The organism is Streptomyces sp. AA4 (genome assembly GCF_000158875.1).
Lineage (GTDB): Bacteria > Actinomycetota > Actinomycetes > Mycobacteriales > Pseudonocardiaceae > Amycolatopsis.
On the sequence record NZ_GG657746.1, the window covers coordinates 3,504,914 to 3,519,124 of the forward strand.

Annotated in this window: 13 protein-coding genes; 8 read left to right on the forward strand and 5 right to left on the reverse strand. The window is 69.3% G+C overall.

Annotation, left to right across the window (positions count from 1 at the left end):
• Nucleotides 1-346 precede the first annotated feature (346 nt).
• Complete coding sequence (locus tag SSMG_RS16170; RefSeq protein ID WP_037713846.1) at nucleotides 347-1,555, forward strand: amidohydrolase family protein; 1,209 nt, start codon at nucleotides 347-349, stop codon at nucleotides 1,553-1,555.
• Nucleotides 1,556-2,301: 746 nt separating this feature from the next.
• Here the strand turns inward: SSMG_RS16170 and SSMG_RS16175 are convergent.
• Nucleotides 2,302-2,958: a GntR family transcriptional regulator gene (locus SSMG_RS16175; RefSeq protein ID WP_037713848.1), complete on the reverse strand. Its 657-nt coding sequence runs from the start codon at nucleotides 2,956-2,958 to the stop codon at nucleotides 2,302-2,304.
• Between the two features lie 138 nt (nucleotides 2,959-3,096).
• Between SSMG_RS16175 and SSMG_RS16180 the strand changes: the two genes are divergently transcribed.
• On the forward strand, nucleotides 3,097-4,563 hold the full coding sequence (locus SSMG_RS16180) for a chlorohydrolase family protein (RefSeq protein WP_009077545.1): 1,467 nt from the start codon (nucleotides 3,097-3,099) through the stop codon (nucleotides 4,561-4,563).
• A 14-nt stretch (nucleotides 4,564-4,577) separates the two neighbouring features.
• Here the strand turns inward: SSMG_RS16180 and SSMG_RS16185 are convergent, their stop codons facing one another.
• Genes SSMG_RS16185 through SSMG_RS45395 form a run of 3 tightly spaced genes read right to left on the reverse strand, consistent with a single transcriptional unit; the run spans nucleotide 4,578 to nucleotide 7,410 of the window.
• Nucleotides 4,578-5,747: an amidohydrolase gene (locus tag SSMG_RS16185; RefSeq protein ID WP_009077546.1), complete on the reverse strand. Its 1,170-nt coding sequence runs from the start codon at nucleotides 5,745-5,747 to the stop codon at nucleotides 4,578-4,580.
• The gene (locus tag SSMG_RS16190) at nucleotides 5,744-7,198 is read right to left on the reverse strand and encodes a sodium:solute symporter (protein ID WP_009077547.1); all 1,455 of its coding nucleotides are present in this window, start codon (nucleotides 7,196-7,198) and stop codon (nucleotides 5,744-5,746) included. The genes SSMG_RS16185 and SSMG_RS16190 overlap by 4 nt, the downstream gene beginning before the upstream one ends.
• On the reverse strand, nucleotides 7,195-7,410 hold the full coding sequence (locus SSMG_RS45395; protein ID WP_037713851.1) for a hypothetical protein: 216 nt from the start codon (nucleotides 7,408-7,410) through the stop codon (nucleotides 7,195-7,197). The genes SSMG_RS16190 and SSMG_RS45395 overlap by 4 nt, the downstream gene beginning before the upstream one ends.
• Nucleotides 7,411-7,666: 256 nt before the next feature.
• Between SSMG_RS45395 and SSMG_RS16200 the strand changes: the two genes are divergently transcribed.
• The gene (locus SSMG_RS16200; RefSeq protein ID WP_037713853.1) at nucleotides 7,667-8,014 is read left to right on the forward strand and encodes a hypothetical protein; all 348 of its coding nucleotides are present in this window, start codon (nucleotides 7,667-7,669) and stop codon (nucleotides 8,012-8,014) included.
• Between the two features lie 113 nt (nucleotides 8,015-8,127).
• On the forward strand, nucleotides 8,128-9,279 hold the full coding sequence (locus SSMG_RS16205; protein WP_037717317.1) for a hypothetical protein: 1,152 nt from the start codon (nucleotides 8,128-8,130) through the stop codon (nucleotides 9,277-9,279).
• A 7-nt stretch (nucleotides 9,280-9,286) separates the two neighbouring features.
• Here SSMG_RS16205 and SSMG_RS16210 read toward each other — a convergent pair whose 3' ends face one another.
• Nucleotides 9,287-9,901, reverse strand: coding sequence for a TetR/AcrR family transcriptional regulator (locus SSMG_RS16210; protein ID WP_009077550.1), 615 nt, complete (start codon nucleotides 9,899-9,901; stop codon nucleotides 9,287-9,289).
• A gap of 100 nt (nucleotides 9,902-10,001) precedes the next feature.
• On the opposite strand from SSMG_RS16210, the gene SSMG_RS16215 reads away from it, so the two are divergent.
• From SSMG_RS16215 to SSMG_RS16230, 4 genes are all read left to right on the forward strand, one after another.
• On the forward strand, nucleotides 10,002-10,787 hold the full coding sequence (locus SSMG_RS16215) for an SDR family NAD(P)-dependent oxidoreductase (RefSeq protein ID WP_009077551.1): 786 nt from the start codon (nucleotides 10,002-10,004) through the stop codon (nucleotides 10,785-10,787).
• Between the two features lie 88 nt (nucleotides 10,788-10,875).
• Complete coding sequence (locus SSMG_RS16220) at nucleotides 10,876-11,784, forward strand: NAD(P)-dependent oxidoreductase (protein WP_037713856.1); 909 nt, start codon at nucleotides 10,876-10,878, stop codon at nucleotides 11,782-11,784.
• Between the two features lie 52 nt (nucleotides 11,785-11,836).
• Nucleotides 11,837-12,481, forward strand: a complete 645-nt coding sequence (locus SSMG_RS16225) for a GntR family transcriptional regulator (protein ID WP_009077554.1) — start codon at nucleotides 11,837-11,839, stop codon at nucleotides 12,479-12,481.
• Nucleotides 12,482-13,200: 719 nt separating this feature from the next.
• Complete coding sequence (locus SSMG_RS16230) at nucleotides 13,201-14,193, forward strand: ABC transporter permease (RefSeq protein WP_009077556.1); 993 nt, start codon at nucleotides 13,201-13,203, stop codon at nucleotides 14,191-14,193.
• The last annotated feature ends 18 nt before the right edge of the window (nucleotides 14,194-14,211 follow it).

Sequence of the window (14,211 nt, forward strand, 5' to 3'; positions counted from 1 at the left end):
CTGCATTCCTCCTATCGGGAAATGGACGCGCTTTCTTACCGGGCTTCGCTGTGACGCGTATCACTTGCTGCTTCGGCGGGGCCGACGTCATTGGAGGTCGGGGCGAATCGTCCGCTTTTTCCGATTGCCGCGTGCTGCCTTCTTGGCGGCGCGCTTGGGTCGGACTGGTCGCCGCCGAGGGAAGCCGGTCGAGTCCGGACTGGATCCGGGTGGCATCGATCGGCTGGTGGCGATTTCTTGCGCCTCGGCGGCAGGTGTTGCCGATGAGCTTGTGCGGAGAACGCCGCGGGGCGACGTCTAGTACTCTTGGTATACCAAAGTGCTCCCGTCGAGAAAGGTGCTCTCCGTGTTGATCCGTGACGTCCGTCCCTGGGGCGGTCAGCGCAGCGACGTCGAGGTGGCCGGCGACCGGGTCGCTGCGGTTCGCCCGCATGACCCGGCGGCGTCCGGCGAGGCGGTGGTCGAGGGGCGCGGGCGGCTGTTGTTCCCGTCGTTCAGCGACGTGCACGTCCACCTCGACTCGACGCGCATCGGCCTGCCGTTCCGGCCGCACACCGGGGCGCCGGGCGTCTGGGCGATGATGCTGAACGACCGCGAGAACTGGCGGAAGGCCGAGGTGTCGCTGCCGGAGCGCGTCGCGGGCACGTTGGAGCGCATGATCGCTAACGGCACCACTCGCGTGCGCACCTACGCGCAGGTCGACGTGGACTGCCAGCTCGAGAAGCTCGACGCGGTGCTCGCGGCCAAGGAGCGCTTCGCCCGGCATGCGGACGTCGAAGTGATGGCGTTTCCGCAGGCAGGCATCCTGCGCGAGCCCGGCACGGTGGACGTGCTGGAGGCGGCGTTGCGTTCAGGCGCGACGGTGGTCGGCGGGATCGATCCGTGCTCGCTCGACAAGGATCCCAAGGGGCACTTGGACGTCGTGTTCGGGCTGGCCGAGAAGTACGGCGTCGAGGTGGACATCCACCTGCACGAGCCGGGGCATCTCGGCGTGTTCTCGACGGACCTGGTGATCGAGCGGGTCCGCGCGCTGGACATGCGCGGCAAGGTGACGATGTCGCACGCGTACGAGCTGGGCTCGGTTTCGGAAGCGGTGAGCCGCCGGCTGATTGACACGTTCGCCGAGCTGGACATCGCGATGGCGACGGTCGCGCCGTCCGTCGACCGGCAATTGTCGCTGGCGGACCTGACGACCGCGGGCGTGCGCGTCGGGCTGGGGGAGGACGGCCAGCGGGACTACTGGAGCCCGTACGGCAACTGCGATCTTCTCGACCGCACGTGGCAGCTGGCTTTCACCCACGGGTTCCGCCGCGACGAGCTGATCGAGATGGCCCTGGCGGTCGCGACGATGGGCGGGGCGTCGATCATGAGCCACGACGTCCCCCGCCTGGCGGGAATCTCCGACCGGCCCGGCGTGGCGGTCGGAGACCGCGCGGACCTGGTCCTGGTGGACGGCGAAACCCCGACCAGCGCGGTGATGGACCGCGGCAAGGATCGGACGGTGCTCCACGACGGCATCGTGGTGGCGGACGGTCTAGCAGTCGTTGACCTCTGACGGGACGAAGTCCGGCGGGGGACGGGGAACCCGCCGGACTGGTGCCGACGCTCCCTGAGATCTCACGGAGCGGCTGCGGTGCCGCGGCCGAGATCTCAACGCTGCCGGGCTGGTGCGGACGCCGTGTCCTGCGGAGATCTCGCGGGTGGAGTGGTGGCACCGCACTGAGATCTCAACGCTCAGGGCTGGTGTCGCTGTCTTGGCCCACTGAGATCACCCAGGCCAGGCGTGGCATCGACCTGAGATCTCAACGCTGGAGATTGGTGCGGCTGTCTTGGCCCCGCGAGATCACACAGGGCGGGCGTGGCACCGGTTTGAGATCTCAGCCGCAACCGGTTGGTGCGGACGTCTCGCTGAGGTCTCCCGGGGAAGGTGCGGTCCGGAAGGCTTCAACACGGGAAGCTAGTGCTGACGCAGTTCTACAAAGGGCGCGCGGAGTGGAGCGATGGTGAGATCTCAACTCGGCGGACTAGTGCCCCGCCTCGATCCCACGAGATCTCACGGGGGATGCACGCCGCTGCACTGAGATCTCAGCGCAGCCGCACTGGGAGGACTGGGGGTATCACCGGTGTCGCACTGCCCGCAATGGAGGGCGGCTGATATCTCACCGGTGCTGATTGATCGAATCGCGACAGCGGTTGGGATATCCCTGCTGCTGCCCGCCAGATTCTGGGCTCTCAAGCGCGCTGGCCGACCCGAGAGGGCCCGCAACTCGTCGTACCGCGAAGTCCCGCGGACGACGCGGCTCACCCCGCCGAAGCGGCCTCCTCCGCCGAATGCCGCCGAGCCGCCTCGCTGGTGCCCGTCGCCAGATGGGCCAGCACCAGCCGTTCCACCCGCTCGACGTCCCGATCCACGATCGCCTCGTACAGAAGCTCGTGCTCGGCCGCCATGGCTTCCAGGTCGTCGTGCTGGCCCAGCAGCCAGCGCATGCGGCTGCGCAACGTCCGCTCCAACTCGCCGAGCAGTTCGTTCGCCGACAGGGACGTCACGACCTCGTGGAAGTCCGCGGCCGCGCGGCGGGCGGTCACCGCGTCGCCGGCGCGGGCGGCGTGCAGTTCCGTGTCCAGCACCTCCCGCAGCCGCGCCAGGCCCTCGCGCGTGCGGCGTTGCGCGGCGAGCCGGAAAGTGAGGCCTTCGAAGGCGGTGCGCACCTCGTTGAGATCCGCGACGTCCGACGCGGTGAACTCCCGCACCACCGACCACGACCGCGGCCGCGGCGTCACCAGGCCCTCGTTTACCAGCGCGCGCAACGCGTCCCGCACCGGCACGCGGCTCACGCCCATCTCCGCGGCCAGGTCCCGTTCGACCAGCTTGCTGCCCGGAACCCGCGTGCCGTCGAGGATTTCGTTCCGCAGCCGTTCCGTGACGCGCTCGGACTCCGACGCGAAACCCGGCTCCATCCGATCCCCTCCCGCCGCTGTCACCGACAGTATCGGCGAACCTCCTCCCAGGTTCCCGGAAAAACCCGCCCCCGGCAAGGGCTGGCCTCCAGGTTCCGCCATTTGGTATACCTAAATGCACCGAGCGGAAGGAATCCCATGCGCACTCGCTGGCGTGCCCGCCATGTGCTGGCCCATCAGAACGGGCGGCACGCCCTGCTGGAAAACGGCGAGGTCGTCTGGGAGGACGACGTCCTCACCTACGTCGGCCCGCGGTATGCCGGAAGCGTCGACCTCGACGTCGACCTCGGCGAATCGCTCGTCCTCCCGGGCCTGATCGACCTCGACGCGCTGACCGATGTGGACCATCTCCTCCTCGATTCCTGGGCCACCGCAGACCGTGCGGCCGGGTTGCAGTGGTCAGAGGACTACTTCGCGAACCGGCGCCGCGACGTCTTCACCCTGGAAGAACGGCAGACCATTCGCGAGTACGCGCTCGTTCAGCTTGCGCTGCACGGCATCACGACGTTCATGCCGATCGCGTCGGAAGTCCACTCGTCGTGGGCGGAGCCGTACGAGGAACTCGTCGCGATGGCGGACTTCTCCCGCAATCTCGGGCTGCGCGGATATCTAGGCCCGGCTTACCGTTCCGGCGTCAATGTGGCCACTGTGGACGGTGCCCGCACGGTCGCCTTCGACGAGCGGCGCGGCGAGGAAGGGCTAGCCGATGCCCTGCGTTTCCTCGACCACGCAAAGGAACTCGGCGATCCGCTCGTCAACGGCGTTCTGCTGCCGTGCCGCATCGAAACCCTCACCGAAGACCTCATGCGCGCTACCGCCGAAGCGGCACGCGAGCGCGATGTCCTGGTGCGGCTTCACTGCCTGCAAGGCGTGCTGGAGCGCGAGCTGATCCTCGACCGTTACGGCGTAACACCGCTGGAAATGCTCAAGCGCACCGGCCTCCTCAACGACCGTCTGCTGATCCCGCACGGCCAAGTCCTCGACCGCCATCCCGACGTCTACGGCGAAGACCGAGGCGACGTCGCGACCTTGGCCGCAGCCGGCGCGTCCGTAATCCACTGCCCGCTGACGTCCTTCCGCTACGGCCACGCCCTGCGCTCGTTCCGTGATTACCGCGAAGCAGGCCTGAACCTGTGTCTGGGCACGGATTCCTTCCCGCCGGACCTGGTGCGCGGCATGGATGTCGGCGTCCACCTGGCGAAGGTGATGGACGACCGCGCCGACGCGGCCCCGGCGGAGTGGTACGTCGAAGCCGCAACGCTCGGCGGCGCCCGCGCGCTTCGCCGCGACGACCTCGGCAAGCTGGTGCCGGGCGCGCAGGCGGACCTCGTCGCGTTCCACGTCGGCGACCTCCGTGACGGCGTGCGGGATGACCCGATCCGCACGTTCCTGCTCAGCGGAACCGCCCGCCAGGCAACGCATTCCGTCGTCGCAGGCCAGCCGGTGCTGGTCGACGGGCACGTCCCCGGCGTCGACGAGCAGGACCTCCGCCGTCGCGCCCAGGCTTTGTTCGAGAAGATGCGCGCCGCGTATTCGGAGCGGGACGTCGAACGCCGGGAGGCGGGGGAGTTGTTCCCTCCGACCTTCCCGGCGTTCCAGGAGTAGCGCAGCGGGCGGGGCTATCGCCGCGAGACGACAGCCCCGCCCTTCACCACGAGCCGCCGCGGAGGATGGGATACGACGGCTTCGGCCGGGTACTCTGCGTCTACGAGGAAGAAATCAGCGTGGTCGCCGATCCTCAGGCCGTAATCCGTGAGCCGCAACGCTTTCGCGCCGCCGTATGTCGCCGCGTACAGCGCGAGTTCGATCTCCGGGTCGGTCCGGAATGAGCTGCGGTACGCCAGGTGCATGGTGCGCGTCAGCATGTCGCCGTCGCCGTACGGTCCCCACAGGTCGCGGATGCCGTCGTTGCCGCACGCGACGTTCGCGCCCGCGGCGTGCATTTTGGCCAGTGGCGGCACCGGCCGGTCGTACACCGCCGCGGTGGTCAGCGTGATCTGCTGCTCCGCGAGGCCGTCGATCAGGCGGTCCTGCTGTGCGTCCGGGATGCCGCAGATGCCGAACGCGTGCCCGATCGCGACCTTCCCGGCTAGACCGAGCGCCTTCGTCCGCTCGATGATCAGCTCGATTTCCCAGGCACCGAGCGGACCTTCGTCGTGCAGGTGCAGGTCGACGCCGCAGCCGTGGCGGGCGGCGATGTCGAAGATCGCGTCGAGGTGCCCGCGCGGATCGCGGTCGTAGCCGGCCGGGTCGATGCCGCCGACGTTCTCCACGCCGGACGCCACCGCCCGTTCCAGCAGTTCCAGCGTGCCGGGCCGGGTGAGCAGGCCGCCCTGGGGGAAAGCGACCTGCTCGACGGTGACCCGGCCGCGATGCCGCGCCGCCGCCTCCCGCACCGCCTCGATGCCGGACAACCCCAATTCGGGGTCGACATCGGTGTGCGCGCGGACGTACGAAGTGCCGTTCGCGATCATCGCGTCGAGCAGCGCGGCCGCGGGCTCGGGCGAGGGGAGCCCGAATTCCTTGCGGCGGCGCTGTTCGTTCGAGATCCGGTCGGCGAGGACCGAACCCGCGGTGTTCGGCACCCAGGGGAGGCCCCAGAGGGTCTTGTCGAGGTGGCAATGGGCGTCGACGAGGCCGGGCAGCAGCAGTGCGCCGCCGCCGTCTTCGACCGGAACCTCGTCTGTGACGTCCGCGATCGGCCCGAACTCGGCGATCCGGCCATCTCGTACTAACACGTCCATCGGATCGCCGCCGCCGGGACGGACGTTGCGCAGCAACAGGTTCACGCGACTCCCTCCACGGCTTTGGCCTCGACGGTCGGCTCGCGCCGCTCGGAGGTGGCGAGGCTGACGCCGACGGTGAGCACGACGTTGACGATGATCGCCAGCAGGCCGGGATTGAGGCCCCACAACGTGTTCTTCGAAGCGAGGACCGTCCACGCGACGATCGCGACACCGACGACGAGCCCGGTGGCCGCGCCCGCCTTGGTCAGCCGCCGCCACACCAGCCCCAGCACGATCGCCGGGAAGAACTGCGAAACGCCGTTCTGTCCGGTGAGCAGCAGGTTCACCAGCAGCGCGGGCTGGAAGATCGCGAACACCAGCGCCACCGCGGTCACCACGACGACCAGGCCGCGCGACAGCCGGAAGACGCCCAGTTCGCTGGTCTTCGGGCGCAGAACGCCCTGGTAGACGTTGCGGGCGAGCAGCGTCGCGGACTGCAGGAGCAGCAGGCTGATCGGCACGATCGCGGCCAGCGCGCCCGCGCCGCCGACGAGACCGACCACCCACGACGGCATGGTCTTCAAAGTCAGCGAAAGCAGCGCGCCGTTGGTGGCGCTGCCCTTCAGCCCCGGCACCACGAGCACCGCGGCGAAGCCGACGAACAGCGTGAGCGCGATCAGGATCTGGTACAGCGGAAGGTAAATCGCGTTGCGGCGGATCGTCTGTTCGGACTTCGCGGTGTACATCGCGGCCAGCGCGTGCGGGAACATGAAGAACGCCGCGCTCGTGACCAACAGGGTCGACATCATCCAGGGCACCCCGAGCGGGCTGCCCGGCGCTGGTACGCCGAGGAAGCCGGGGTGCTGTGCCTGCACGGTGTCGATGAGATGTCCGAAGCCGCCGAAGTAGTGCAGCGGAATCGCGATGCCGACGACCAGCACGGTGCCGATCAGCAGGATGTCCTTGAGCACCGACACCCACGCGGCGGCCTTCATGCCGGACGCGTAGACGAACACCGCGATGAGCACGACCGCGAGCACCATGCTGGTGACCCGGTTGATGCCGGTCGTCGTCTCGACGATCTGGCCGAGGCCGAGCAGCTGCGCCTCGATGTAGGGGATCATGAACGCCACGCCGACGATCGCGGTCAGCGCGCCGAACCACGGGCTGCGGAACCGGTGGGTGAAGAAATCCGCTTGCGTGACGAGGTTGTGCTTCTTCGCGTACCTCCACAATGGAGGGAGGAAGAAGTAGGACAGGACGAAGGCGCAGGTTCCGTAGCCGGCGATGTAGAACGCCGCGCCGCCGTTGGCGTAGGCGAACCCGGAGGCGCCGAGGTAGGTGAAGGTGGAGTAGGTCTCGCCCGCGGCGAGGACCCAGAACAGCAGCGTCCCGTAGGACCGGCCGGCGACCGTCCACTGTTCGAGGTTCATCTGCTTCCGGCCGCGCGCGGCGAGTCCGATGACCACCGCCAGCGCCACCACGGCCAGCGCGACGATCGCGCCCGCGTTCATCGCTGCTCCTGCTCGGTTTCGGCGGCGCCCGGGCGCCGGATGCGGTCGGCGACGCCGAGGAACACGGGCGTGAGGGCCACCCAGAGGAGGATCCAGAACCCGATCTCGGGCAGGAACCAGATCCGGCCGCCGCCGCTGAACCAGGGCAGGCCGGCGATCATCGCCACGTAAGGGGTGAAGGCCACCGCGGCCACCACTGCGGAACGCTTCATCGCGCACACCCTTCATTGTTTGGTATACCATAAACGCGGCCGGTGGCGGGTTGTCAAGGGTGCGGACGGGAACGATGCGCGCTCGCGACCGTTCTGGACGGCTGTCCTGGTTGGGCCTCCCGGGTTTGCGTGGCGCTTTGTCCGATTTGGACGCAGACGGCCGGTGCGGCGCTTTGGTAGACCGGCGGGTGCGAGACCAAAACCGGTCTCGCGCCCGCGGCCGACGGCTACCTTGTGCCGTCGAAAGGGGGACCCGATGGACACCGCGACGACCGAGCTGTGGCGGCCGACCGGCCCGGCCGAGCTGGAGCTGGTGCGCCAGTCCGGCTGGCGCGAGTGGCCGCCGCGGTTGCCGGAGCAGCCGATCTTCTACCCGGTGCTGAACGAGGACTACGCGGTGAAGATCGCGCGGGACTGGAACGTCCGGTACGACGGCGCCGGTTACGTGACCCGCTTCCGCGTCGAAACGGCATTCCTCGACCGCTACCCGGTGCGGCAGGCGGGCGGGGAGACGATCCTGGAGCTGTGGGTTCCTGCCGAGGAATTGGCGGAGTTCAACGCGCACCTGGTCGGGGAGATCGAGGTCGTGCACGAGTTCCGCTGACTCGCGGCGTCACTCACCGGGCGGCACGGGTCTGCGCTGGGTGAGGACGGCGCACGCCTCCGGTGTGGTTGGCGTCGGCATCCAGGCGACAGTGAGTGACGGGGCAGGTCGGCTTGCGTCACCGTGGAGAGAGGGATCCGGCACTGGCGGGGCTTTCCGGGCGGCTCCTGGTCCAATGCCGGCCCGCGCGGTCCGAGGCATTGCTCGGTGTCTGCGCGGCGCACGGCACCGGGCTCGTTTTGACCGGGCGGTCGGCGACGGATGCGGTCAAGCGCCTGCGAGAGAAGGGCTTCGACGGACCGATCTTGTGCGACGCCGAGCGTTACGCGGGAAAACGGCGGGTGTGCGCCGGAACTGGAACGCATCCGGAGTGGTGCCGGAAGCAGCGGAGGCTCGGATTGCTGCCGCTGACCGATTCCGGCTACCTCGCGGCGCGCGACTGGACGGGCCTGCGCGGGATCTTGTTGGCCGCCGCGAGGGAACCGTCCGTCGCTACGCTGCCCCTCTCTTCGTGGTGGTTCGACAGCGGACCGATCGCGGCCGCGTTGGCGCGGGAGGTCAATCGGCACGGGGTGCCGGTCGCGGTCGTTCTCGAGCACCGCGCCGATCCGTTCGGTGTGCAGAAGTTGCTGCGCGCGTTTTTGCGTTTCCTCGCCGACTGCGCGACGCCGGTGCTGGTGTTGCGCTGCGACATCTCCGCCGTGGGCCTGCTTTGTCACGGTGCGCACGCGGCGGCGGTGGGCACGAGAAGCTCGTTGCAGCACCTGTATCCGGCGTCCGGCGGCCGTCCGGGCGGCCCTTCGGTATTCGTGCCGCGGCTGCTCAGCTACCACCGGATCGAGACCTGCTCGAAGGTATTCCGCCGGACCCCTGAGATCGAGCAGTTCTGGACTTGCCCGTGCCCCGTCTGCGAGGACCGGACGCCGGCCGGTCTGGACCGGGCTTCGGCGGTCGAGCACGACCTCGATCGTCAGCTGGCGTTGCGGGACGAACTGTTCGAGCGGCCGTTGACCGCGGAGCAGCGGCGGAGCTCCTGGCACGAGACGTGCAGTCACGCGGGGTACGTCCATCGGCAGGTCGCCGAAGCGGTGCGGGGATGGGCCGAACCGGCGAACATCCGGGCCTGGTACCGGGTCACCGAGGATCCGTTGCCGCGCACTATTCCGGGCCAGCCGACGACCGGGGCTGCCCACCCGCGCATCCCCGCGAGCCAGACCGGACGGCGGCGGGCAGCCGATCGCAGGGCGCGCCGATCGGACGCCTAGGCCTCGGTCAGCGGCCTCGTGAAACGTCGAGCCCCCCGGACAGTCCGCGGAAACACCGCACCGCCAGCTCCACCGGTGCGGCCTTCTCCTCTGTCCCAGCCCAGATCTCCAGCGAAATCCGAATCGCGTCCGTCGCCGCGGCCGCGACCAGGTGCACTGTCACCTCGTCCGTCTCCGGGGCCAGCCGTGCCAGAATCGGCCGCAGCCGGGTTTCCGATTCGCCGTTCACCCGGTGCCACACGGCAGCCAGCGCCGAATCGTCCCCGCTCGCGGCTCGCAGCAGGCCGCGGGTCCAGGTGAATTCCTGGGTGGCGTCCGCGGCGGAGATCGTCTTGTGGATCGCGTCCTCGACTGCCTTCAGCAGCGGCGTTCCTTCGGGCGTCGACGCCAGGTGGTCCCGCCACGAATCGGCGCCGACGACCAGCAGCGGGGCGACCGCGTCCTCTTTCGTGCGGAAGTAGCGGTAGAAGGTGCGCGGCGCGACGCCCGCGGCGTCGGCGATCGCTTCCGCGGTCGTTCCCTGTGCGCCATGCTCGGTGAACAGGCGCGCGGCGGCGCGGGCGATGTCGAGTTGCGTCGCCGCTTTGCGCCGTTCGGTCAGGGTCGGGGTCTTTCCGCTCACGCCGCAACGTTACCGGATCACTGTCAAGCGTGCGCAGTTCGTCAGAGTGGCACAGTGTGCCATAAAGGCGTAATGTGTCAGTAGACGAAAGGATCGGACCATGAATCGTTACGAAGGACGCCGGGTGCTGGTCACCGGAGCTGGCTCGGGCATCGGGCAGGCGACGGTGCTGCGGATGCTGGCCGAGGGCGGGCGCGTCGTCGCCGCGGACGTGAGCGAAGCGGGCCTGGCGGACACCGTCGAGAAGGCGGGCGACGCGGCGGACCGGCTGAGCACTGTGGTGGTGAACGTCGCCGACGAAGCGTCGGTGAAGGCCGGGGTCGCATCGGCGGTCGACTGGCTCGGCGGGCTGGACGCGCTCGTCAACGCCGCGGGCATCCTGCGGTCGGCGCACACCCACGAGATGCCGGTCGACGCGTTCGAGCAGGTGCTGCGCGTCAACCTGGTCGGCACGTTCCTGATGATCCGCGAGTCGATCCCGGCGCTGCGGGACGGCGACAAACCCGCGGTGGTGAACTTCAGCTCGACGTCGGCGATGTTCGCGCACCCGTACATGGCGGCGTACGCGGCGAGCAAGGGCGGCATCCAGTCGATGACGCACGCGCTGGCGTCCGAATACGCGAAGGACGGCATCCGCTTCACCGCGGTGCAGCCCGGTTCGATCTCGTCCGGCATGACCGACGGCAGCGGTAAGAGCAAGCAGAGCGTCGGCCCAGGCTTTCCCGAGGACGCCGATTTCACCCTGCTCGGCAAGCTGCTTCCCGCGCTGGGCCAGGGTTTCGCCGGTCCGGAGACGGTCGCGTCGGTCGTCGCGATGCTCGCCAGCGAGGACGCCGCGTTCATCACCGGCACCGAGGTCCGCATCGACGGCGGCACGCACTTCTGATGCGCGATTCGTTCAAGAACTGACGGGCGGCCGGTCCGTAGGTTCGCGGCATGACAAAGCTCTTCACCGCACAGTGCGGGGCGCCGCGATGATCCTCGTGACCGGCGGTCTCGGCATGATCGGCGCGCACACGGCCCGGGCGCTCGCCGATCTCGGGCAGGACGTCCTGGTCACCGGGCACCGGCGGACGGACGTCCCGTCGTTCCTGGCGGACCGCGTCGCCGTGGAAACGCTCGACGCGACCGACCGGGACGCCTTCCTCGCCCTCGGCGACCGGTACGACATCACCGCGATCGTCCACCTGGCGGGCAGCATCCCGGGCGACGACCCGGTCGCCTTCTTCCGCACCGACCTGGCCGGCCTGACCAACGCTCTCGACGCGGCCCGGGCATGGCGGGTGCGGCGGTTCGCGGTCGCGAGCAGCCTCGGCGTGTACCTCGGCCGCGAGGAACCCTGCTGGCACGAGGAGCTACCGCTGCCGACCGCGGATCTGCCGCATCTGATCGTGGCGTTCAAGAAGGCCGTCGAGCCGCTGACGACGCACAGCCTGCGGGGCAGCGGCGTCGAACCGGTGGTGCTGCGGATCGGGACGGTGTGGGGTCCGCTGGTGGACCCGGAATCGCCGTTCTTCCCGATTCCGTCATATCTCAACGCCGGGCTGTGCGGCGCCACCCCGCCTGCGCTGGTCGCCGACGAGGGGTTCGACTGCTGTTACGCCCCGGACGCCGGCCGCGCGATCGCGTTGCTGACCACGGCACCGTCGTTGAGATATCACACGTACAACGTGTCGAGCGGGAAGCCGGTGACGAACCGGGAGTTCGCCGAGGCGCTGGCGGAGATCGTGCCGAGGATGCCGGATCAGCTGAAGCCCGGCGGGGAGACGGGCCCGTATCTGGATATTTCGCGGCTGCGGGAGGAAACGGGCTTCGCGCCGGAATTCGACGTGCGGGCGGCGGTGGCGGATTACGCGGCGTGGCGGAAGACGAATCCGCGCTGAGAAAATCACCGGCCACAGTGGACGGTCGAGGCACTGGTGCGAGAATGGCCGGATGGCAGCGGAACAGGGCGTCGAATCCGAGACGGACCGGGTCGTCCGGCAGCTCCGGGACGAGATCCTGGACGGGGTGCGGAAACCGGGGAGCAAGCTCGTCGAACGGGACCTCGCCGCGGATCTGGGCGTGAGCCGGGTCCCGGTGCGGGACGCGCTGAAAACGCTGGTCGCCGAAGGCCTGGTCACGCCGCGGCCCCGGACGTGGGCGGTGGTGCGGGAGTTCACCGCGAGCGACATCGCGGACCTGCAGGAAGTGCGGGCGGCGCTGGAAATCCTGACGTTCAAGCTCGCGGCCGCCCGCCATTCCCGCGCCGGGCTGGACCGGCTGCGCGCCGCGCTGGACGAGGAAACGGCCGCCGCCGCGGCTGGGGACGCGGTGACGGCCCACCGCGCGGCGGCGGACTTCCACGAGGCCGTCACGGCGATGGCGGGCAACGAGCTGTTGAACGAGCTGGAACTGACGCTCCGCAGCCGGATGCGGTGGCTGCTGGGGCAGCACGAGGACCTGGAACGGGTGGCGGGGGAGCACCGGGCGCTGTACGACGCGATCGCGCGGCGGGACGGGGAGACCGTGGAAGCGCTGCTGATGGAGCACATGGAGAGCGGGCGGCATTTGCGCGGGCTGGGGCGCGGCGACGACTGACGCCTGAGCGCGCCGGGGGTGTTGTCGGCGACGGCTGGGGAATTGTTGGAGATGGCTGATGCCTGGCGCGCGTGCGGTGGGGCTGTTGGCGGCACCGGCGGACGCCGGTGCGCGCGTTGAGGAGTTTTCGGCGATGGCTGATGCCTGGCGTGCGTGCGGTTCGGCGGTTGGCGGCGACGGCTGACTCCAGCGCACGCTGAGGAGTTGTCGGCAATGGCCGGGTGCCTGCGGCCTGGGGGATTGTCGGCAACGGCTGGGGTCGGGGTGTCCGCGGACCGGGAAATTGTCGGTGGCGGCTGGGTGCCCGCGGGCGAGCAGGTGCTGACGCCTAGTGCCCGCACAACGGGGGATTCGTAGGCAACGGCGGGGGTCTCGTTCTCGCGCGTCGGGGGAGTTGTCGACGACAGCTGAGGGCTTAGCGCTCGGACGCCAGAGGAGTCCTCGGCAACAGCCGAGCCAGATCGGCCGCAATCTGTCCGCACGAGCTGCCCGCACCGTCCTTTTCGGACACCCTCGCGAGCCCCGTGACCTGCCGGGCCATCGCACCACCGCTCCGGAGCGCATTTGGTAGGCCGCGCCTCGCCCCGTCGAAGCGCGGTCCTTTCGCGCCGCACCAAGCAGCACACAGCACGGCAACAATCCTCGAAGACACTCTTGTGATCTTGTACGAGCAGTTGGTATACCAAACGCCATCGTTCGCACTCGATGAGGAGAACCCCGTGCAAGGTGTCGACACGGCCGCCGCCCCGGTCGCGGCGGTCCGCTCCGGCCGCACCCTCGTGGGCACGGCCTGGCTGCGGATCCGGCGCAGCCGCGTCGCGATGGCGGCGCTGGTCGCGGTGTGCCTGATCGTGCTGTTCGCGATCCTCGCCCCGGTGCTGACCGGCATCGAGGGGTCCGACCCGTTCGCCGCGCACACCGGCCCGGATTTCCTCGACGGCTTCACGACGCCCGGCCTGCCGCTGGACTACTACCGCTACCCCTCAGGCGAGCATTGGCTGGGCCTCGAACCGGGACTCGGCCGCGACATCTTCGCGCGGATGGCTTACGGCGCACGGGTTTCGCTGACCATCGCGCTGCTGGCCACCGTCGTCTCGGTCGTGCTGGGCACCGTGCTCGGCGCGGCGGCGGGGTACTTCGGCGGCAAGACCGACATGGTCATCAGCCGGATCATGGACCTGTTCCTCGCGTTCCCGCACCTGCTGCTGGTGTTGTCGCTGACCCCGATCCTGCAGTCCCGCCTGCGCGGCACCGCGCTCGATTCCGGCAGCCTGATCCCGATCTCGTCGCTGGTGATCATCCTCGGCTTCTTCGGCTGGGCGTACCTGGCGCGGGTCGTGCGCGGCCAGGTGCTCTCGATCCGCGAACAGGAGTACGTCGAGGCGGCGAAGGCGTTCGGCGCGAGCCGCCGGTCGATCATCCTGAAGCAGATCATCCCGAACGTGCTGGGCGTCGTGCTCGTGTACGCGACCATGCTGATCCCGATCAACATCACCTCCGAGGCCGCGCTGTCGTTCCTCGGTGTCGGCGTGAAGGACCCGACGCCGTCGTGGGGCCAGATGCTCAACGCGGCACAGGCGGGCAACTGGTATCTCTCCGACCCCTGGTTCCTGGCAGTGCTCGCGGGCGCGCTCGCGATCACGGTGCTGGCTTTCAACCTGCTGGGCGACGCCGTCCGGGACGCGCTCGACCCCAAGGCGTCCCGTCGCTGATTTCCCTTCTGCATAAGG

Coding starts and splice junctions, on each gene's coding strand:
- SSMG_RS16175 (WP_037713848.1), bottom strand. CDS start 2,958: ATGGAGCCGGGTTTCGCGTCGGAGTCCGAGCGCGTCACGGAACGGCTG.
- SSMG_RS16180 (WP_009077545.1), top strand. CDS start 3,097: ATGCGCACTCGCTGGCGTGCCCGCCATGTGCTGGCCCATCAGAACGGG.
- SSMG_RS16190 (WP_009077547.1), bottom strand. CDS start 7,198: ATGAACGCGGGCGCGATCGTCGCGCTGGCCGTGGTGGCGCTGGCGGTG.
- SSMG_RS45395 (WP_037713851.1), bottom strand. CDS start 7,410: ATGAAGCGTTCCGCAGTGGTGGCCGCGGTGGCCTTCACCCCTTACGTG.
- SSMG_RS16200 (WP_037713853.1), top strand. CDS start 7,667: ATGGACACCGCGACGACCGAGCTGTGGCGGCCGACCGGCCCGGCCGAG.
- SSMG_RS16215 (WP_009077551.1), top strand. CDS start 10,002: ATGAATCGTTACGAAGGACGCCGGGTGCTGGTCACCGGAGCTGGCTCG.
- SSMG_RS16220 (WP_037713856.1), top strand. CDS start 10,876: ATGATCCTCGTGACCGGCGGTCTCGGCATGATCGGCGCGCACACGGCC.
- SSMG_RS16225 (WP_009077554.1), top strand. CDS start 11,837: ATGGCAGCGGAACAGGGCGTCGAATCCGAGACGGACCGGGTCGTCCGG.